The sequence below is a fragment of the Allorhodopirellula solitaria genome, from assembly GCF_007859855.1.
Lineage (GTDB): Bacteria > Planctomycetota > Planctomycetia > Pirellulales > Pirellulaceae > Rhodopirellula > Rhodopirellula solitaria.
The window spans coordinates 101,424-120,528 of the sequence record NZ_SJPK01000010.1; the positions used below are offsets into that span (position 1 = coordinate 101,424).

Genomic DNA, 19,105 nt, shown 5'->3' on the forward strand with positions numbered 1-19,105 from the left:
ACCTCGGTTCGTGTTTCTGCGCGAGTCCGAGTATACTGCGTTGAGAAATAGAAAGAGTGTGGCGGATTGCGAACCATCGACACGCATTTGCTTCTGTACTCCTTCTAAGGAAAAGCGAATCGGAAGCTCTCGTATCGACGATCCTGGCGACCGACTACGCGTTGAATCAAGGTGACAAGGAAGCCGCCACAATCGGCCGATAGCCATGCCAGCGACCACGCGTTTCGAACCCACCCCCACGGTGACCTGCCTCGGCACTCCCTCGCAAACGAGTGACCCGAAGCTGGTCAACCGTTACGACGAACTCACCCGAGACCGCAAGGTATCGTGGACGGGACACTACCGGCTATTGCGGATGCTCGGCCGGGGTGGCCAGGGCGAGGTTTACCTCACCGAGTACCGGGGCACCGACGGGTTTACCGTTCCCGTGGCGATGAAGATCTTCTCGCCCGAACGCTTCAAGGATGCCCGCTCCTACGACGAAGCGATGCACCGGGTGGCGTCCATCGCCGCGCGCGTGGCGATGATCCAGCACGATAATTTGCTCGATGTGCAGAACTTTTTCGAGCGAGACCGCATCCGTGTGATGCTGATGGAATGGATCGACGGCTACGACCTTCGCCAACTCGTCATGCCGCCCTGTCTCGAACTGCTCCGAGACTACGTCCACCCGAAACGCTGGCGATACATCAACGATGTCATCATGACCGAGGGCGTCGAGCAATCCCGCTTCAAAGCCGGGGTTGCGGTGGCGATCGTCCGGGAATGCCTCGCCGCCTTAGCTGCCTTGCATCGCGAGGGCATCGTCCATGGCGACGTCAAACCCGCCAACATCATGCTCAAACGCAGTGGACACGCCAAATTGATCGACATGGGCTCGTCGATCGACTTCCGCAATCCGCCCAACGACCGCGAGTGTACCCCGATTTACGCAGCCCCCGAGGTGCTTGAAAACCGCCCCGCGACTCCTCGCAGCGACTTGGCGAGCCTCGGCTATGTCCTGATCGAACTGCTCGCCGGGGTCAATCCCTGCTCAGGGATGACCAGTTTGTCCGAATTCTTGAAAGCCAAATGGGAGCTGCCCAAAAACCTCGAACGCATCTTGCCCGAAGAGGTTCTTCGCAATCAATTGTTGATGAACTTTTTGCGCGGCCTGATCGCGCCCGACCCCAGTCTGCGATTCATCAGTGCCGAAGAGGCGGAGCATGTCGAACAGGGCGGGGCGGCGGCGTTCCATCGCCAGTTAATCCTCAGTAACATGTCGACCGAGTACGACAACGACATCCGTCTTTGGCTCGAAGAACTCCGACATCTCGAAAACGACTGATCCCCATGGACAACGATCACCTGCACGTCGCTCTGGCCGCTGCTCGCGCAGGAGCGAAGGAGCTGATGGCGCGATACGAAAATCGCGTGGTGAGCGAGAAAGCCCCCAAGGACCTCGTCACCGACGCCGACCTGGCCGCCCAGAGCGCCATCCGAGCGATCCTCGAAAGCTCCTACCCGAGCTACGCGTTCGTGGGTGAGGAAGAGGGCGAGAATGATCCGCCCGCCGCAGTCCGTGCCGGCGACGTCGATGCGCCCCCCTGCTGGGTTGTCGACCCACTCGACGGCACCGTCAACTATGTCCACGGGCTGCATGGGTTCGCAGTCTCAATCGGCTTGTACGCGCGGGGCAAGATGAGACTCGGGGTGATCTACGATCCGATCAGGCAAGATTGCTTTACCGCCATCGACGGCCAAGGCGCACGCTGCAACGATCGATTGATGAAGAGCAGCGACGCCGATTCGCTCGATACCAGCCTCGTGGCCTGCAGCTTTCGCGCGGGTGTGACCCCCGACTCACCCGAAGTGGGGCGGTTTCTGCGGGCGCTCGAACAATGCCAATCATTGCGGCGACTTGGCTCCTGTGCGCTGAACATGTGCTACGTCGCTGACGGCAGACTCGACGCCTACTGGGCAACCAACGTGGCAGCTTGGGATTCCGCTGCCGGAACGGTCATTGCCCGCGAAGCCGGCGCGGTGCTGACGGCCCACGACGGCGGCCGGTTTGACGACTGGGCCCCCAAATTCGTGGTCGCCGCCACGCCCGACCTCCACTTCAAACTGGTCGAACTGCTCCGCTGAGTGGACTGCTCGGCTGAGTGGGCTCGCAAAAGAGCGACTGACAGATTCGAACTGCACCGGGCAACTCTGGACTGTTAAAATCAGGGACTGACGGCTGATTGCTGTATTGCGTTTTTATTCCTCCGCTGCGAACCCGCATGTCTGCCAAACTGCCTAAGAAAGCGATCTGCAAATGGGATCGCGATACGTTGGAGCAGGCCCTCCCCTTACTCGCCGACCAGATCGCTGGAGCTACGCTGGTGTGCCGCAAATGCGGTCGCGCCGCTCAAGAGAAACGCTTGCTTTGCAAACCGCTCAAGCTAAATTCGCTCAGGCAGGGAAAGGATGCCAAGGATTGATCACGTTGCCACTGCGTAGCCGCCTGCGGTTCCCCACGACCCTGCTCGCCTTGATTCCGCTGTTGGCAACCGGGTGCCGCCCCGCCGACCCACCGCCAAGGGCAGAGGTGAGTTCGGTCCCTCAGGTCGATGCAGAGACGCGTTTGCATAACGTATTCCGTCGCTACCAGGTGACGTCGTACTACCACGATGATGGGGAAGTCGTCCTGCAGGCTCCGGGAGCGAAATCGTTCCGCTCCAGCGAAACGGAAACCGCTCCGCTGAAGGTCCACTTCACACCCCATGATCTCAGGGTTGAAGCCTACACCGCGCGCATTCGCGTGCTGGCGAGCCCCGACACTTCCGATCACGACCGTGAACAGATCGAGATGCATGCTTGGTTTGATGAACCCGAGAGTTCGCATTTTGACGCTCAGGTTCTCCGCCAGACTTGGCGATCGGCGATGGCGGATCGTTTGCCCCTCCAACGAGTCTTAGCGGACGAGGTGCTGCGGGCACGGCTCTCGGCGGGATTGGCTGGGCCGCCGCCCCAACTGGAGTGGCTGCTCGCTGACGACCCGATGCAAAAACTGTTCACACCGGAGACAAAATTCGAGTGGATTGACTCGGCGTCGCTCGACGGCGCGTCGCTGCAACGCATCGCGGCGACATCGCGATCGGAGCGTTTTGTTTTCTGGATCGATCCAACGACGAGCTTGATCAGACGTGTCGAATTGCCGCTCCCCGATCTCGCGGGAAACGGTGCTGGGATTGATCGCAGCGATTGGTCACTTCGACTGGAACTGCTTTCAGCAACCTTTGAGCCGCCGCGATCCGGTCAAGCCTCGACATTTCCCTATCCTCCCCGCGACCCCAAATGGGTTGGTGCCTTCGTGCCGCTCCCGCCGCCACCACCTTCCGGGCTGATCGGCCGTCAAGTCTCACTGGCGTCCTTAGCGGACCCCGTGACGAGCCCCGGCGAACGTCGTTTTCTGCTCATTGCGATCCCGCCCGACGATGCATCCGACCGATCCGCCTGGCTGCGTTCTTGGATGCCAGCGGTACCCGCCCTGGCCTCTGCTCAGTCGGGAAAAACCCAAGTCATCGTGGTCTCCGCCGATCGCGAGGTTAGCGATGCCCTGCGCGGACTCCCCGCCTCCGCCGTCACCATCGTCGACCCTCGCGGCGCCAGCAAACTGACTCGACAGCTTCGGCTGGACGCCGGTGCGATGGCGCTTGTGCAGCCCGCTGCAGACGGCCAGACGGGCAAGGTTCTGCTGACCGAAACGGCAATCAACTCCAGCACCCTATCGAACACGTTTGCCGTCATTCGCGATGCCATGGCTGGCATCAACGTGCCCGACCGTATCCACCGAGACTACGACGCCATCGTTGCCGACTACCAGGATCGACTGGAGAAACAACGGGCGCAGTAAGGCAGCCTTGAGCAACGCGGCCGCACTTGCCGGTCGATTCTTGAGTGGGTTGGATTGAGAAGGGCATTCACACTGTGGATCGAACGCCTGAAGTCGGCTATCCGAGACCGAAACACTGACTAAACTACAGGCCGCTGTTCATTTTTCACTAACCCGCCTGTAGATCGAATCGCTCATGGCCACTTATCTCGTAACCGGTTGCGCTGGATTTATCGCCAACGAAGTCGCCGCCCAACTGATCCAAGCTGGGCACAAGGTCATCGGCATCGACAACGTCAATGACTACTATGACGTGCGGCTGAAGGAACATCGACTGGAGCGATTGCAATCACACACTCCCGAGCAGTTCGAACTAGTTCGTGGCGACATCGAGGACATTGCCACGCTGCGGGAACTTTTTGACGGCAACCAATTCGACGGTGTGTTGAATCTCGCGGCCCGCGCCGGCGTGCGATACAGCATGGAAAATCCACACGTGTACATGACCACCAATGCGATGGGCAGCCTGAATTTGCTCGAGCAGATGCAGCAGCACGGTGTGAAAAAATACGTTTTAGCATCGACGTCGTCCTTGTACGCCGGGCAGCCGATGCCCTTTGTCGAAACACTGCCCGTCAACACGCCGATCTCGCCTTACGCAGCGAGCAAGAAAGCGGCCGAGGCGATGGCCTATGCCTATCATCACCTCTATGACATCGATGTATCGGTGTGCCGCTATTTCACGGTCTACGGACCGGCCGGCCGGCCGGATATGTGTATTTTTCGATTCATCAAATGGATTGACGAAGGCACTCCGATTGAACTCTTCGGTGATGGCGAGCAGTCTCGCGACTTCACCTACGTTTCCGATATCGCTGCTGGCACGATCGCGGCACTCCAACCGGTCGGGTACGAGGTCGTCAACCTCGGCGGTGGCGGGACGCCGGTTTCACTCAACACGATCATCTCGATGCTCGAGGAACGGCTCGGCAAGAAAGCCAAAATCGAGCACAAGACGTTTCACAAAGCCGACATCAAGATTACCTCGGCGGATATTTCAAAAGCCCATGACCTGCTTGGCTGGACGCCGCAGGTCGAGCTCGACGAAGGGATCGACGCGTCAGTGAACTGGTATCTGGAGCACCAACCTTGGTCGGGGCAACTTCAGCTGCCCTGAGCGGCCGCTGCACAACCTTTGCGGGGGGACGCTCGATTGGGCTTACGCAGGTTTATGACTTTACCCTCTCCAAACGAAGTTTGGGGAGGGTCGACGGGCGAAGCCTCGTCGGAGAGGGGCCGAGCACTGGCAAAACGCATCCATTGCCGTGAAACGGCGACTGAGCCCTCCCCGAGAAACTCGCTGAAGGCTCGTTTCTCGACCCTCCCCAGCTGCGCTCGGGAGGGTGAAGTTCAGGACAGAAACGACCTCCAAGAAATCAACCGAAACTGACGTCAATCCCATGTTTTGAACAGCGCACCCTAGTGGTCTGTCACAGTTAAAAGTTAGGGTTGATCGTAGTGGACGAGGCGACGAGCTGGTCATTACCCACAAAACCAGATCCCCTGTCAGCTCGTCTGACAGGAATCACCGTTTTGTGATTAGATCAAGATGGAGCATTCACCCCGCTCCCATGCGGGCTTGCCCCGCATGACAGCAAAGTTTATCGACTTGGTTTCCTGTCAGACAAGCTGACAGGGGAACGTGTGTCGATACCGCGGTTTTCTAATTTCAAAACGTCGCTTCCCGTGTGACAAGCACACGGGGGAGCAAACTAATGGGTAATCAACAAGAGGCGACGAGTCCTTGGATTTGACGCCAGTTCAGGACTCGTCGCCTCGTCCACTACCCTAAGAATAAGTCGTGACAGACCACTAGGCCGGCACGGGAGCCTGTTTTGCTGCAACTCGATCAGCGGGTAGGCAACGGGGCGTTCACTGCCACGGCAGGGGCGGCGGCGACGGGCGCAGCATCGCCGCGGCAGCGGCTTCGGCGGGCACCTCCAATGCTCGGTGCTCCCTCAGGTCCACGAACACCCAACGCGTGCTCGCCCGGCACAGCAATTTCTCATCGGCAGGGCGGCAGATCAGATAGTTTCGCGTGCAGGCGTAACGGTGAATGCCGCTCAACCAAGTTCGAATCACGATCGCATCACCACCGAAAGCGGCGGCGCGGTAGGTGATCTGGTGATCGCGGACCACCCATCCCAGCCCTTTATCCAGGGCCTCGGCAGCGTCCCAGCCTGTCGCCGCATTATGATCGCGGGCCGCCCATAGCGTCCATTGCAGGTATCTCAGGTTATGCACATGAGCCTGGGCATCGACTTCGTCGTCGGTGACCGTATGGTGGAAGTCAAAGTAATCCGAAGGCATATGGAGAACGCACGATCTGGAGGAAAAATGGAGGGGTGCTACCTATCATCGGCGAGGAGACAGCACGACTTTTGCTAAGAGCCTATCCGAAAAAGGGAGCCCCAAAGAGGCCTGCTCCGCTTCGGCGAACTACGAGAAAGGCCATCGAAATACGGCAAAAACCGAGAATCCTACCAGCCCGATCGATCCCTCAGGCACGCAACAGCGTAAAATAGCTCACACAAAGTCCCGAACAAACCGGCCCGCTCGACTGGAGTTTTCTGATGTCCTGCCGCTCTCGCACGCTCAAATCGATCTCTCGCGCGCCTCGCGTGATGGTCGCGCTGACAATTTTCTTGGCAATAATCACCGCTCACGCGCTCACCCCGATCGCCCGTGCCGACGAAAGCGATGCACCGGCTGCTAGCCCCGAGACCGAAGAACCTGAACAAGCCGTCGCGATCCTCGCGGGGGGCTGTTTCTGGTGCACCGAAGCGGTCTTTGAACGCATGGACGGGGTCAACGATGTCGTTTCGGGATACATCGGCGGCACCGTTCCTCTGCCTACCTATGAACAGGTCTGCACGGGAAGAACTGGCCACGCCGAGGCATCGCAAATTTTCTACGACCCGGCCAAGACCTCCTTCGCGGAACTGCTCAAGGTGTTCTTCAAGACCCACGATCCGACCACGCTCAATCGCCAGGGCGTCGATGAGGGAACCCAGTACCGCAGCGCCATTTTCTATCAAAACGATGAACAGAAGAAGATCGCGGCCGAATACATCCGTGAACTCGACGAAAAAGGTGGGTTTCGAAACCCCATCGTCACGCAGCTCTCCGAGCCGAGCAAGTTTTACGTCGCCGAAGAAAAACACCAAGACTATTTCCGAAAACACCCCTACGCCGCCTACTGCCAACGTGTGGTGCTGCCCAAGGTGCGCAAGTTCAACTACAACTTTCGCGATAAGATCAAGCCGGAACTGAAAAAGTAAGGTTCATCCGACGGAAGCGTGCGCAGAGCACAGCGGAAGGTTTTTCGAGGCATGGCTCTCGTATCCAATGATCGTTCAAAAATGCGTCCCTGACGAACAAACGCTCGCCAGGGACCGACAACACCATTGGCGTACCGCTTTTGCAGGGAAACGCTGGCGACCGAGATATCCCTTGCCAAGCCAGCACCTCGGCAGAGCTCGGCTCCGTTTCTCCCGCCAGTGCCAGTCTAACTTTGATAATCACATCCCTCAAATAAATCCTTCGATACGGGAGCCATGCCTTGAAAACCTCGGGCGCACGCTTCCGTCGGATGAGCCAAGAGTAATCCCTCTCACGAAGGGAGATTGCAGCAAAATCCTATCGGCAGGAACCCTAGGTTTTTCTGACGTCGTGCGTTAAGTTTTTCAGTGGTCCCCCACTGTCCGTCACTCTTTCGCACGATGTTTTGGTAGCTCGATGAATCCGGAATCCGATGCCCCCGCCGAGCTGGATCATGGCGACTTTCGCGTTCTCGTTGTTGATAACGAAGCCGCTCACGCCCGGGCGATGACCGAGAGCCTGGAGAAGGTTGGATATCGCTGCGAGGTCGCGACCAGTGGGCCGCAAGCAGCGGATTGGATCCAACGCGATACCTTCGATATCGTGATCACCGACATGGTGATGAACGATATCGATGGCATGAAAGTGCTCAAACTGGCGCGCGAACGCTTGCCTGATTGTGAAATCGTGATGGTGACCGGGCACGCCACGGTCCCGATCGCGGTCGAGGCCATGCAGAAAGGGGCATTTAGTTTTCTAGAGAAGCCGATCACACCGTCAGGGCTGCGGGCGATCGCTGGCAAGGCGGCTGAGAAGATCGCACTTCGCCGCCAGAACACGGAGCTGATGCAGCGACTCGATGAACGATTCGGGTTCGAAGGAATCATCTACACCAGCGATAAGATGCAGACGGTCATCGATCGCCTGAAACGGATCGCGGCCACCGACGCAACCGTCTTGATCACCGGTGAGAGCGGTACAGGGAAGGAAATGGTGGCCCAAGCCATCCACCAGAACAGCCCGCGACGGAATAAGCGAATCGTCGCGTTGAACACGCGAGCGGTCTCCGAAAGTCTTGTCGAGAGCGAACTCTTTGGCCATGTCAAAGGCTCCTTCACCGATGCGGTCTCCGACCGCGAGGGCGCCTTTGAATACGCCAACGGCGGGACCTTATTTCTCGACGAAGTCGGTGACATGCCCATGAGCACGCAGATCAAATTACTGCGGGTGCTCGAGGAGAACCAGATCACCCGCGTCGGTGGCAACAAAACGATCAAGGTCAACGTGCGTTTGATCTCGGCCACCAATCGACCGCTCGAAGAAATGATCGACGCAGGCACGTTTCGCAACGATCTGTATTTCCGCCTCAAGGTGGTCACCATCGAATTGCCGGCGCTGCGTGAACGACGCGATGATGTGATCCCGCTGATGGATCACTTTCGAAAAATGTTCCTCCGCCGGCACGGTAAACCCGCAGCCCACTTCTCTCCCTCGGTCACCAAGAAGTTCTATGCGTATGACTGGCCGGGAAACATCCGTCAGCTCCGGAACTTTGTCGAAACCATGGTGGTTTTGGATACCGACGGTTCACTCGACGAGGACGACCTGCCGCCGGAATTGACCGATGAAACCGCTGGCGACGGCGACGACTCGCAGTCACCATCGGGACTGCTGACCGGTCCAGACGCATTGATTGGAGAGTCGCTTGCCACGATCGAGAGATGGGCGATTGAAGAAACGCTGAAATACACCGGTGACAACCGGGAGAAGGCAGCCAAGATCCTATCGATCGCTCCGCGGACGCTCTATCGCCGTCTCGATGACTATAAAAAGAAAGACGGGGAATCGTCCGCGTGACCGACGGTCCGCTGGCGAACTTCGCCGCCGCACTCGAACAGATGACCGCGCAGGGACGGCGGCGGCAGGTCCAACCGGTTTATCTGGATGGCCCCTGGCTCATCGACGCCGGTGGCCAGCGGCGGCTCAACTTCGGCGGCAATGACTATCTCGGTGTCGTCGCTGACGCATTGGTCTCGGTCGGTCAGGACAGAGGCGGTGGCACCGCAGGGGAGGCCGCGGGCGTTCCCGGTGGCGCAGCGGCAAGCGCTCTCGTTTGCGGCTGGACACCCCATCACGAGCGATTAGCAAAGGCGATCGCTACCGCGGAAAACTGTGAGGCGGCGGTGATTTTCCCCTCCGGCTACGCTGCCTGCAGCGGCTGCGTGGCCACGCTCTGCCGCGCGGGAGACTTGATTTTGAGCGACGAGCTCAATCATGCGTCTCTGATCGATGGCTGCCGCGCCTCTCGAGCGCAGTGCCTGGTGTACCCACACCGCGACGTCGCTGCAGTCAGCGAGATCCTCTCGCAACGACGCAGTGAGTTCAACCAGGTTTGGATTGTGACCGACGGTGTTTTTAGCATGGACGGCGATGTCGCCCCGTTGGGCGAACTCGTGGACCTGGCTGATCAACATGACGCTCAGCTGCTCGTTGACGAAGCTCATGGGACTGGCGTTCTCGGTGCACGCGGCAGCGGGTTATGCGAAGCCGTTGGCTTGCAAGAACGAATCGGAATCCGCATCGGAACGCTCAGCAAAGCGGTCGGCCATCAAGGCGGCTTTGTCACCGGGCCACGGGTCGTGATCGATTACCTGATTCAGTTCTGTCGACCACTGATATTCAGCACCGCACTGGCTCCCACCGCAGCAGCGGGAGCCTGCCGAGTGATCGAGCAAATGGAAGCCTGGCAGGAGCGGCGGAAACACCTGACCAGGCTCGCTCAGCACGCGCGAGGCCGCCTCCACAACGAGACCACGCTCATGCCCTGCAGGGATTGGAGCGAACTCGAATCGGGCATCCCGATCGTGCCCCTGATCGTCGGCAGCGACCAGCGTGCCGTCGACCTGAGCAGACGACTCGGCGAGCAAGGTTACTATGTGCCGGCCATCCGCCCACCCACGGTGCCCGAAGGCACTGCCCGGTTGCGGCTATCCCTGTCGGCGGCCCACCAGCAGGAACATGTCGATGCTCTCATCGACACCGTCATCGGCATCCTCAAGCACCCCATGGGTGCGAAACCAGCCTCCTGATGAGAGAGTCAGCTAGCCAAGGTCGGGCAACCTTGCAGGCTTGCCGCGACGATCAACGCAGGCGATCATGGAATCCGCTTCAACCAACAGCGAATCGCCACGGTGGATTCGATAACGATGGCGCATTCGCACCTTGCGAACCTCGAGCACGTCGGTCGTGACCGTCAATAGATCGTCGAAGTCGGCCGGGGCGTAGTAGCGAACCTTCATTTCGGTCACCACCAACATCTTGCCGCTGTCCTCGATCGCTTTGTAATCATGGCCAATGCTGCGGAGCATTTCGACACGGCCGCGCTCGAAATAATTCAGGTAGTTCGCGTGATGGACCCGGCGCTGACCGTCGGTTTCCTGATAGGCCACGCGTAACTCAAGCTGATGTCGCAGCAGGCTGCTGGAGTCATCCGGCTCACTCGCAACAATCACCTTAAAAGATGCCCAGGTGATCGCGGGCTTCCTCGGTCATGCACTCGGGCGACCATGCCGGTTCCATCACCACTTTGACCTCACAGAGATCAACCTCTTCGAGCGACTCCGCGGCTGCCTTCGTCCCGGCTACCAATTGCGGTCCGGCCGGACACATGGGGCTGGTCAAAGTCATTTCGACGTTCACGTCGTGATGACCATCCTCTTTTTCATCGCCCACGGCGACGACGTACACCAAGCCAAGGTCGACGATGTTGACGTACAATTCAGGGTCGATCACCTCTTTAAGGGCTTCGCGAACCTTATCTTCGGCTAATGCCATTTCACCATTCCAGTAACACATATGCGGAGGGAAGAGTTCATCCCCTAGCACAATAGAACGGCCCGGCGGCTAGGTCAATGATTGCTGGCGAGATCGCCAGTCGAAGGATCGATCGCACACCAGGGACGAATCGTTTGGATCGTGGAGGGGCCCATGCCCGGGATGCTCTCGATGTCCGCCCAACTTTCCATGGAGGGCTGGGCGCGGCGGTATCTGATGATGCGTTCGGCCATCTTGGGGCCAATCTGAGGGAGCAAACCGAGCTCCTGTGCCGTGGCGTCATTCAAACGCAATCGGATCAAGGGGCTCGCACGAGAAGGCTCGTCCGGCTGCACACCGGAGGCCGGCTCGGACAGCGGTCCAAGGCCGGTCACTGCACCGATCTTTGGCCCGATCGCAAAAGCCAGCCCCACAACGACGAGCATCCAGTTGAAACTGGTGGTCTGGAGCGGTCCTCGTGTCGTGCTGATCCCGTTCACATCGCCTCCATCGGCAGTCGAAAAGTAACCGATTTCACTTCAGTTTAGGCGATGCCGACGCCCGCATGCAAACAAGAAGAGAGGGAGCAGTCACCACCAGTTTGCTAGCAAATTGATTGACGGACCATCGATATCGCCACACCGAGGACGTCAACGGTAGGCTCGAGAGCCGCCTCCCAGACACGCAGTGATACTTCCCCGCCCGCCTGCTGACAGACAGCAACGCTGCCCTCGCGACGCTCTCGGTTGGGATCGACAATCAGGTAGTCACCATCGCGAATCCCCTTGTCAATGAAGGAACCGCCGGACACCTGGACCACAAAACAATCTTCGGTGGCTAGAACTTTCCCGAGGTCAATCACGTCGTTGGGGCCATCTCCGCGACGCGACGGATGCTCCGAGAGGATCCCCATCAACGGCATCGCTGTGGCGCTGCGAGCATGCTCGTCGGTCAATTCGATCGCTCGCGACTTGTTTGCCTTGCGAGTGATCAGCCCTTTCTTCTCGAGGGCACGCAAGTGACACATGACGCCATTGGGGCTCTTGATCCCGAAATGCTCTCCAATCTCACGCACAGTGGGGCCGTAGCCGCGCTGTTGGATCAGCGAGCGAATCAGTTCGTAAACGTGTTGTTGACGGTCGGTAAGTTGGGGTTTATCCATGTATTCTCTAAGGACGTAAATCGGAACGTGAACTCAATGACCTGCTCTCGCCAGCCCCGCTGGGGAAGGGAACGTATCCGTTGAGTTCAGTGTGGGGATATCAGCCGTGCAGGCGTTCGCACTGATCCATCGAAATTCGAATCAATGAGAATGCCAAACCGGCTGAGTCAATCCGACAGCCCGCTAGCGGCACGTGACTGACAACATGGGTGCAAATACCGTGCCTTAACTGTTCGCTCCCCCCCAGTAGTACAGGGTGAACGCGATTCCAACGGGAATGCACCAGTAGGCGAACCAGTGCAATCGATCCTCTTGGCTCCACCGGATCAGCCATTTCAAGGCGGCGATACCGACGATGAATGCGGTCAGTGCGCCGAGAATGAGAGTGAACAGGGGCAACTCACTGGCCGCTTCGCTACCGTCGACCAGGTCCTTGATGGCCAGCGTCACGGCGCCGCAGATTGCTGGGATGGCCAACAGGAACGAGAACGTCACCGAGTCCTCCTTGCTCAAGCCCAGCAAACGCCCAGCGAAAATAGTCGAACCACTCCGGCTGATCCCTGGCAGAATCGCAGCGGCTTGGAAACAGCCCACCAGGAACGCTCCCGCCCAACTCAGATGGCTGTACTTTCCCGACCGGGCCGGCAGTTTCCCCAACGCTATCAACAGGATGCCGGTGCAGATCAGCATGGGCGCGGCCACCTGCGGGGACTCGGTCAACCAAGGAAACAGTTTTTTGATCGTCAGCCCAATCACGACGGCCGGAATCGTGCCCACGACCATCAGTCCGATCACGCGGCGATCTCGTGAGATGAGATCCAGGATCCGCCGCCAATAAACAACAAGAATGGAACCGAGCGTGCCCGCGTGCAGGATAATGACGAGCGTTGCCGATTCGCCGAGCCCGCCCAGCAGATCGTTGAGGATAACGAGGTGCCCCGAGGAACTGATGGGCAAGAACTCTGCAATCCCTTGGACGACAGCGAGTACGAAAACACGGAGAAGATCAGTCACGTCGTCGAAATCTCAAAAAAGTGCGATTTGGGATGCGGCATTGCAAGGGACATGTAGCAAACTACCTTAGCCAGGATCCAGTCCCACCTCGGCGACTGAATTTTTCCGCACATCTTCTCGGTAGCGAACTCAACTGTGACGAACCCTTCTGATATTGATGATTGTGAGGCTTCCCCCGCGACCGTTGCAGGGGACTCGCGCCCGCCGACCGCGTCGATCGGCCGGGACGCCGTCAATATTTTTCGCGGGTTCTGCATGGGGGCCGCCGACACAGTCCCCGGGGTTAGCGGCGGCACGATTGCCTTGATCCTCGGGCATTACGACCGGCTGATCGCCGCCATCAGCCAGATCGATAGCGACGCTGTCAAACTGTTGCTGAGTGGCCAATTTCGTGCCCTCTCACGAAAAATCGACCTGCGTTTCCTGGCTGCCCTGGCAATCGGCATCGTCGTCGGGATCGGGGCCCTCGCGGGCCTGATGCACTGGCTCCTGCAGCACCGCATGAACGAAACCATGGCGGTGTTCTTTGGGCTGGTGCTGGCCAGTGTGTGGGTGGTCCGGCGCAACGTCGCGATCTGGACCCCAGGACGCTTTCTCGCCATGGTCGTCGGGACCGTCGCCGCGTTGGCGATCTCACAGATCCCCGCCAGCCCCGGTGAGATCAACCTGGGATATCTGTTCCTGAGCGCTGCAGTGGCGATCTGCGCCATGATCCTACCCGGCATTAGCGGCGCGTTCATCCTCTTGCTGCTCGGTGTCTACGAGCCCGTCATCGGAATGGTGAAGCAATTCTTCCAACTCGACATCGATCCGCTGCTGATCATCCGCCTGACCGTCTTCACGCTCGGCTGTGGCTTCGGCTTACTGGCGTTCTCGCGGCTACTCAACTATCTGCTCAGTCACCACCGCGACGTCACCATGGCGACCTTGATCGGACTCATGATCGGCTCGATCGGCCGACTCTGGCCGCTCCAAGCTGTTACACCGGAGACAGCCGAACTCGAACTCAAATATCAAGAAACCGTCTTCATCACCCCGGCGCAGTACGACGGCAGCCTGATCCTGCTGATCGCATTGGCACTCATCGCGGGAGGCGTCGTGCTAATCGCTGACCGGGTGACCCAACGGCTGACCGGGTTGTCGGATTAGCGAGACGCGCAAGCGGTCGTGGAAAATGGCCCCGGCATCTCAGCCCTATCAAGCGATAACCTGCCTCAGGAATCTTGAAGGAGCTCGCTGAACTGCGTCGACGTGCCCACCTTCAAACGCGCGACATCGTTGACGTCGCAGAGATCGTCAGGTTTCAGAAACAGATGGCCGAGCGAGCTAACATCCTCCTCACTGGAGATCGCGTCGCTCTCCGCCCCCGCGCCACCTGCCACAAAGAACCAATCCTGGGTCGTGACCGCGACATTTCTCTCACCCAGACTAGTCAGAATCCCGTCTTGAGCACTCGCGTCTTCCTGCGGCTGACGGGCCGCCCACGCCTCTGGGCTGAGCGGAGAACGGGTGGGCCGGTTGGCGAGAGTGGCGATCAGGTCGGGCAATCGGTCAGCGGAAGTCACATTGGGATTTCGGATCCCAACGCCTGAGATCCCCGCTTCGAACGAGCTTGCGATCAACGGCACCTGCAGGTGGCACGACCTCAGCGGGCCCGCCCGATGCCCGACTGCGCCGTTTTGTCCGAGTGAAAAGCCACTGGTCCCCGCCAACACAATCGCGTCCTGACCGGCAGCGGGGGCGACGTCGTGCAACAGTCCGAAGAGAGCGTCGATGAGTCGGATCTGGCAGCCGTAGGTGCGCATCCATGCCATCACAAGATCGGGATCGTCGCTCGCTTCTAACGCGAAGTGGGGCGGCTGCCAATCAGGAAAGATCGCGGGCAAGTTCGATCGCCCATCGAGCTCCCCCGCGTCGGCGAACTCCCGTTCGAGCGATTCCGATGCGTCCAGCGGCTCGAGGTCAGCTTCGTCGAGTTGGTCGACGGGAAAGAGATCGCGGGGCGCGTCCCAGCCGCGGGTCAGGAAGCGGCTATGCAGCCACACGTGCGGATTGTCGGCCAGCTGCTCGGCTGCGATCGCTGCGAGTGATGCGAACAGGGTTTCCTCCATCGTATCAGCGACACGGCCATCGGCCGGTGGGGGGATCACGATCAACTCGCCGATTGCATCGGCAGAAGGCAATTTACTGAGACGCTCATCGTCGGTCACAACAACCATGTCGTGCGCTGGAAACCGGTCGTGGGACAGCCAACGATCGAGCTGCCGGACTGGATCGGCCACCGGTGTCACGACCCGGTCCCATGTCGTTCCAGTCGCCGACAAGGCGTCGATCGACTCGGTGCGGTTCCAAGACGATCCGTAGCACGAGAGCGCCGCCGGGGCGAAACCTTCCAACGTGAGCAACAACATGAAATACTTCTTGGGGAGGAGCTTGACGAGAAAGCCTGGTTTTTAAAGGATCCAGTGGTCCTTCGGCGAGCGGGCAAAACTACATCGATGCCGGCGGCGGAGCGATTCGGTCTGCTAACCCGGGGGCCAGCTCATTTTCCTGCCGCCCAAGAGGTGAAAATGCAGATGCGGGACTTCCTGGCCACCGTCCTCTCCGCAATTGACGATCAACCGGTAGCCACCACCGAGCCCCTCGGCCGCGGCGATCTGGGACGCGGCGACGACGCACCGTCCCATCACGGCTTCATCCTCGACCGTGAGATCCGCAAGCGAGACAATCTCCCGCTTGGGGATCACCAATACATGCACGGGAGCCTTGGGCGAGATATCCCGGAACGCCAAACAGTCATCGTCTTCGTATACGATGTCGGCAGGGATTTCCCGGGCGATGATTTTGCTGAATATACTTGACATAGGCTCCATTTCAAAAAAGTGGCGTCCAATCCAACCAATTTCATGCAATGATGGAGAGGGGCCGATGAGCGAACTGCGACGGACGCGATATCAAAGCGTACTCTATCCGCTCACACAGCGCAAACGGTTCCGGCGCAGCGAAATGTCGGAAATTGTTGGCGAGGAAACAAGTGGGTTTGTCACTCGCACGGTCAACGAGGTCGTCCGGGCTGGCGTGCTCACGACGGTCAAACAAGACGACGAGATCCATTATGAATGGACCAGCCCGAACCCGGTTGTCGCGGTCGACCAATGGATCGACCGTCGCATCCACGGCGATCAAGTCAAAGAGACGCCGGAACAAGAACGCCCCCGAGAGCGTCTTCTACGACTCGGCGCAGCATCGCTGTCAGATGCCGATTTGCTCGCGATCTTGATCCGCGTCGGCATCGTCGGGGAATCGGCTGTCACGGGTGGTCACAAGCTCGCCAATCGCTTCCACGAGGAACTCGACCGACTCCGAGACACGGGCTTGCCTGAACTCCGCGATATCACGCCCGCGGTCACCAAAGCGAGCTACTGTCAAATCATGGCAGCGCTCGAACTCGGCCGGCGAGCCTCGGAATCGGCGCGTCAGCGTCCCGCCGAGATTCACAAGATCACGTCGACGATCGAAGCGACACAGTACTGCGCGGAAAAATTCGCCTATCTCGCTGGCGATGCAGTCCAAGAAGAATTCCACATCGTCACACTCGACACCAAGCACAAACCGATCCGCTCGCACCGCATTACCGTCGGCACGCTCGACGCCTCATTGGTCCATCCCCGCGAGGTGTTCCGCCCCGCGATCCGCGACGCGGCCGCCGCCGTGCTGCTGGTTCACAATCATCCCTCAGGCGATCCCACGCCGAGCCGCGAAGACCATGCGGTGACCGATCGGTTGACCGAAGCGGGCAAACTCATCGGCATCGTCGTTCTCGACCATATTGTCGTCGCGAGGCAGCGTTGCGTCAGCATCCGCGAAGATTCTTAGCGAACCGCGATTGAGATCCAGCCCTGACTGAGGTCGATGGCCGAGATCCGCAGCACCCGCCCTGCCAAGCTCGGTACCTTAGCGGTGTCGGGGATCGAGAACGTGCGGCGCAACATTTCCTTTGGAAAGAGCTCGTTAAAACTCTCCTGCATATTCGTCTTGATCGCTGTTTGGCTGATCGTCAAGCGGCGGTTGCCGGGGAAGGATAGTTCGACAACGTCGTCCCGGCGCAGCCACATCTCGCCGTCCTCGCTGCGAACGGGGCGATAGGTTGCAGTGGCCTGGAGCGTCCGATCCATCTCGCGGCCCCCTTGGGCAAAACGTGTGCCGCGTAGTCCAAGACGCAAAGCTTGATTGTCCGCCTCGATGAAAACTGGCCGAAAGCTTGCCAAGTCAACTTCGTAGTCCTCTCGATCGGGAGTATCATCGGCCGCCCCGACGGCGTCGGGGCTGTTGCGGAGTTCGAGATCGAGTGTCTCGGCGAGTTGCCCGATCCGATCTGGCGTGAATGTCTGCCCGGCGAGCAGTTGAGAGATCGAGTTATCGATCACGCTTTGGTGCACCTGCACAGCCGCGAGATACCGCCCCGGTAACACGCCGGCGCCATCGTGCGACCACAGCGAGTCCAGTGCCGGCGGCTCGGTCGGGGCGGACAAGCCATGTTTCCTCTGGAGGTTCGCTTGCGCGTAGACACTGTCTGAACGCGATCCGATCGTGCGAATCAACTCCGGAAAATCGAGCCGGTGCAACCAGGGGTTCACGACCGAGTCGAGCCCGGGAAAGGTTCGGCCTGCCATCTCGGCGGTCTGCTCATCAAATTGGCTGTGGACCTGGGTCCGCAATTTTTCGCGGGAGATCGCTTCGGCGAGCGGGCGTTGTTCCGCCGCTTGCTGGCTGGCGATCCGCCGCACGATCCTCAACGGGTGATTGATCCGGCTGATCTGGGTGGACAGTTCTGCGGTGGAAACAGTCTGGCCGAGCTGGACGCCTTTCTCGGTGATCGCCAGCTGGCGCGCCGCGTAGACTCGCCCCGTGCCGGTCGTGTCGAGCGTGATTGGTTTGTGGTACCCGCGAGCGGTCGTTGAAAACCGACCGTCCATCCGAATCAACAGCCGCACGTATCCCTCGGCAGGCAAAAGTTGCCCGGTCACGTTCCCGTCGACCCGGGCCTGACCGATCATCCGGGTCCCCAAAATGCAATCATTGACCACATTGGGAGTGTGGACCGGCCGCACGATCGCATCGGCCACGGCTTGACCGTCTACCCACCCGCGAATGTTCCAGTGGTTGTAGTGCGACTGGACTTGGCTGATCAGTTCGCTCGCTTGATTGGCGTCCGCGAGTCCGCCGAGGATCAAATCGACCTGGGCGACTTCTTCGGGCGACAAGTCGCTCCATCCTCTCGATTCTTGCCCAGGGTCCGCGTCATCTCCGTCCGCGGTCGCAGGGGAGGTGCTGTCATCGTCGGAATCAAGCGACATCATTTCCGCCAAGACATCGAGCTGGCGCTGCACCGCGACCAGACCGCGTTTCGGATCGGAGTACCGAAGGGCGGCGATGTATCGCTGGACCACATCCCTCAGCGAGACGATCGGTTCCACTTCCAGACCCGGGTGAACATCACGGAGGCGAGACTCCAACTCCACCGCGGCGCGGCCCCGCTGGCCGACGGACTCACCCGTTTGGATCGCCTCGGTCAACGGGCCAAGGTTCAAATAACGCATCCACGCTGCTGCATTCTCCGCACCGGCCCGGCCCTGCAGCGAAGCGGCACACTCATCGATGGCGTCGAGAACTGCCGCCTCGGCCTCTGGTAAACGAGGCAACCGCTCAGGGTCTAACTCTGCTCGAGCCCACGCAATTTCGGCGGCAATCGAACCAATGGGCTGATCCGCAGAGCAAACCGAAGCCAAGGGGCTCGGCAGCGGAGCAGACCCGCCAACCAGGAGGGTTGCTGTGAACAATAATTGCTTGAGCATAGGACATTTCGTCAAGTTACA

General features: G+C 59.5%; 19 protein-coding genes. 10 read left to right on the forward strand and 9 right to left on the reverse strand.

Annotated features, from left to right (window positions below; all coding sequences use genetic code 11):
* Positions 1-205 precede the first annotated feature (205 nt).
* From CA85_RS17585 to CA85_RS17605, 5 genes are all read left to right on the forward strand, one after another.
* A complete protein-coding gene (locus tag CA85_RS17585; RefSeq protein WP_146392665.1) occupies positions 206-1,327 on the forward strand; it encodes a serine/threonine-protein kinase in 1,122 nt (373 codons plus the stop codon).
* A gap of 5 nt (positions 1,328-1,332) precedes the next feature.
* Positions 1,333-2,127, forward strand: a complete 795-nt coding sequence (locus CA85_RS17590; RefSeq protein WP_146392666.1) for an inositol monophosphatase family protein — start codon at positions 1,333-1,335, stop codon at positions 2,125-2,127.
* A gap of 137 nt (positions 2,128-2,264) precedes the next feature.
* Positions 2,265-2,465 (forward strand): hypothetical protein, encoded by a 201-nt coding sequence (locus CA85_RS17595; RefSeq protein ID WP_146392667.1) that lies wholly within the window; start codon positions 2,265-2,267, stop codon positions 2,463-2,465.
* On the forward strand, positions 2,462-3,880 hold the full coding sequence (locus tag CA85_RS17600; protein ID WP_186775025.1) for a hypothetical protein: 1,419 nt from the start codon (positions 2,462-2,464) through the stop codon (positions 3,878-3,880). Before CA85_RS17595 ends, CA85_RS17600 begins: the two co-directional genes overlap by 4 nt.
* A 175-nt stretch (positions 3,881-4,055) precedes the next feature.
* The gene (locus tag CA85_RS17605; protein ID WP_146392669.1) at positions 4,056-5,036 is read left to right on the forward strand and encodes a GDP-mannose 4,6-dehydratase; all 981 of its coding nucleotides are present in this window, start codon (positions 4,056-4,058) and stop codon (positions 5,034-5,036) included.
* Between the two features lie 755 nt (positions 5,037-5,791).
* Here the strand turns inward: CA85_RS17605 and CA85_RS17610 are convergent.
* Positions 5,792-6,229 (reverse strand): acyl-CoA thioesterase, encoded by a 438-nt coding sequence (locus CA85_RS17610; RefSeq protein WP_146392670.1) that lies wholly within the window; start codon positions 6,227-6,229, stop codon positions 5,792-5,794.
* Between the two features lie 263 nt (positions 6,230-6,492).
* Here CA85_RS17610 and msrA point away from each other — a divergent pair, with 263 nt between their 5' ends.
* From msrA to CA85_RS17625, 3 genes are all read left to right on the forward strand, one after another.
* Complete coding sequence (msrA, locus tag CA85_RS17615; RefSeq protein ID WP_146392671.1) at positions 6,493-7,200, forward strand: peptide-methionine (S)-S-oxide reductase MsrA; 708 nt, start codon at positions 6,493-6,495, stop codon at positions 7,198-7,200.
* Positions 7,201-7,657: 457 nt separating this feature from the next.
* Positions 7,658-9,097: a sigma-54-dependent transcriptional regulator gene (locus CA85_RS17620; protein ID WP_146392672.1), complete on the forward strand. Its 1,440-nt coding sequence runs from the start codon at positions 7,658-7,660 to the stop codon at positions 9,095-9,097.
* Positions 9,094-10,329, forward strand: a complete 1,236-nt coding sequence (locus tag CA85_RS17625) for an aminotransferase class I/II-fold pyridoxal phosphate-dependent enzyme (RefSeq protein ID WP_146392673.1) — start codon at positions 9,094-9,096, stop codon at positions 10,327-10,329. Before CA85_RS17620 ends, CA85_RS17625 begins: the two co-directional genes overlap by 4 nt.
* Before the next feature lie 12 nt (positions 10,330-10,341).
* On the opposite strand, the gene CA85_RS17630 is transcribed toward CA85_RS17625, so the two are convergent.
* The 5 genes from CA85_RS17630 to CA85_RS17650 all read right to left on the reverse strand — a co-directional run bounded on the left by CA85_RS17630 (position 10,342) and on the right by CA85_RS17650 (position 13,229).
* Positions 10,342-10,716, reverse strand: a complete 375-nt coding sequence (locus CA85_RS17630) for an acyl-CoA thioesterase (protein WP_146392754.1) — start codon at positions 10,714-10,716, stop codon at positions 10,342-10,344.
* Between the two features lie 37 nt (positions 10,717-10,753).
* On the reverse strand, positions 10,754-11,074 hold the full coding sequence (locus tag CA85_RS17635) for a metal-sulfur cluster assembly factor (RefSeq protein WP_146392674.1): 321 nt from the start codon (positions 11,072-11,074) through the stop codon (positions 10,754-10,756).
* Positions 11,075-11,148: 74 nt separating this feature from the next.
* The gene (locus CA85_RS17640; protein WP_146392675.1) at positions 11,149-11,553 is read right to left on the reverse strand and encodes a ComEA family DNA-binding protein; all 405 of its coding nucleotides are present in this window, start codon (positions 11,551-11,553) and stop codon (positions 11,149-11,151) included.
* A 104-nt stretch (positions 11,554-11,657) separates the two neighbouring features.
* Positions 11,658-12,215 carry a transcriptional repressor LexA gene (gene lexA, locus CA85_RS17645; protein ID WP_146392676.1) on the reverse strand — a complete coding sequence of 186 codons (558 nt, stop codon included), beginning with the start codon at positions 12,213-12,215 and terminating at the stop codon, positions 11,658-11,660.
* A 225-nt stretch (positions 12,216-12,440) separates the two neighbouring features.
* A complete protein-coding gene (locus CA85_RS17650) occupies positions 12,441-13,229 on the reverse strand; it encodes an undecaprenyl-diphosphate phosphatase (protein ID WP_146392677.1) in 789 nt (262 codons plus the stop codon).
* Between the two features lie 135 nt (positions 13,230-13,364).
* On the opposite strand from CA85_RS17650, the gene CA85_RS17655 reads away from it, so the two are divergent.
* The gene (locus tag CA85_RS17655) at positions 13,365-14,378 is read left to right on the forward strand and encodes a DUF368 domain-containing protein (protein WP_246112922.1); all 1,014 of its coding nucleotides are present in this window, start codon (positions 13,365-13,367) and stop codon (positions 14,376-14,378) included.
* A 65-nt stretch (positions 14,379-14,443) separates the two neighbouring features.
* Here CA85_RS17655 and CA85_RS17660 read toward each other — a convergent pair whose 3' ends face one another.
* Together CA85_RS17660 and CA85_RS17665 are read right to left on the reverse strand one after the other, a co-directional pair.
* Positions 14,444-15,640 (reverse strand): hypothetical protein, encoded by a 1,197-nt coding sequence (locus CA85_RS17660; protein WP_146392678.1) that lies wholly within the window; start codon positions 15,638-15,640, stop codon positions 14,444-14,446.
* 114 nt (positions 15,641-15,754) lie between these two features.
* Complete coding sequence (locus CA85_RS17665) at positions 15,755-16,093, reverse strand: histidine triad nucleotide-binding protein (protein ID WP_146392679.1); 339 nt, start codon at positions 16,091-16,093, stop codon at positions 15,755-15,757.
* 64 nt (positions 16,094-16,157) lie between these two features.
* Between CA85_RS17665 and radC the strand changes: the two genes are divergently transcribed.
* The gene (gene radC / locus CA85_RS17670; RefSeq protein WP_146392680.1) at positions 16,158-17,105 is read left to right on the forward strand and encodes a RadC family protein; all 948 of its coding nucleotides are present in this window, start codon (positions 16,158-16,160) and stop codon (positions 17,103-17,105) included.
* On the opposite strand, the gene CA85_RS17675 is transcribed toward radC, so the two are convergent.
* Positions 17,102-19,084: a hypothetical protein gene (locus tag CA85_RS17675; RefSeq protein ID WP_146392681.1), complete on the reverse strand. Its 1,983-nt coding sequence runs from the start codon at positions 19,082-19,084 to the stop codon at positions 17,102-17,104. The two genes, radC and CA85_RS17675, sit on opposite strands and share 4 nt — an antisense overlap.
* Positions 19,085-19,105: the final 21 nt, after the last annotated feature.

Bases quoted from the DNA above. Each gene is read 5' to 3' on its own strand.
- CA85_RS17675 (WP_146392681.1), bottom strand. From the start codon at position 19,084: ATGCTCAAGCAATTATTGTTCACAGCAACCCTCCTGGTTGGCGGGTCT.
- CA85_RS17665 (WP_146392679.1), bottom strand. From the start codon at position 16,093: ATGTCAAGTATATTCAGCAAAATCATCGCCCGGGAAATCCCTGCCGAC.
- CA85_RS17605 (WP_146392669.1), top strand. From the start codon at position 4,056: ATGGCCACTTATCTCGTAACCGGTTGCGCTGGATTTATCGCCAACGAA.
- CA85_RS17620 (WP_146392672.1), top strand. From the start codon at position 7,658: ATGAATCCGGAATCCGATGCCCCCGCCGAGCTGGATCATGGCGACTTT.
- CA85_RS17590 (WP_146392666.1), top strand. From the start codon at position 1,333: ATGGACAACGATCACCTGCACGTCGCTCTGGCCGCTGCTCGCGCAGGA.
- CA85_RS17660 (WP_146392678.1), bottom strand. From the start codon at position 15,640: ATGTTGTTGCTCACGTTGGAAGGTTTCGCCCCGGCGGCGCTCTCGTGC.
- radC (WP_146392680.1), top strand. From the start codon at position 16,158: ATGAGCGAACTGCGACGGACGCGATATCAAAGCGTACTCTATCCGCTC.
- CA85_RS17595 (WP_146392667.1), top strand. From the start codon at position 2,265: ATGTCTGCCAAACTGCCTAAGAAAGCGATCTGCAAATGGGATCGCGAT.
- CA85_RS17635 (WP_146392674.1), bottom strand. From the start codon at position 11,074: ATGGCATTAGCCGAAGATAAGGTTCGCGAAGCCCTTAAAGAGGTGATC.
- msrA (WP_146392671.1), top strand. From the start codon at position 6,493: ATGTCCTGCCGCTCTCGCACGCTCAAATCGATCTCTCGCGCGCCTCGC.
- CA85_RS17610 (WP_146392670.1), bottom strand. From the start codon at position 6,229: ATGCCTTCGGATTACTTTGACTTCCACCATACGGTCACCGACGACGAA.
- CA85_RS17585 (WP_146392665.1), top strand. From the start codon at position 206: ATGCCAGCGACCACGCGTTTCGAACCCACCCCCACGGTGACCTGCCTC.
- lexA (WP_146392676.1), bottom strand. From the start codon at position 12,215: ATGGATAAACCCCAACTTACCGACCGTCAACAACACGTTTACGAACTG.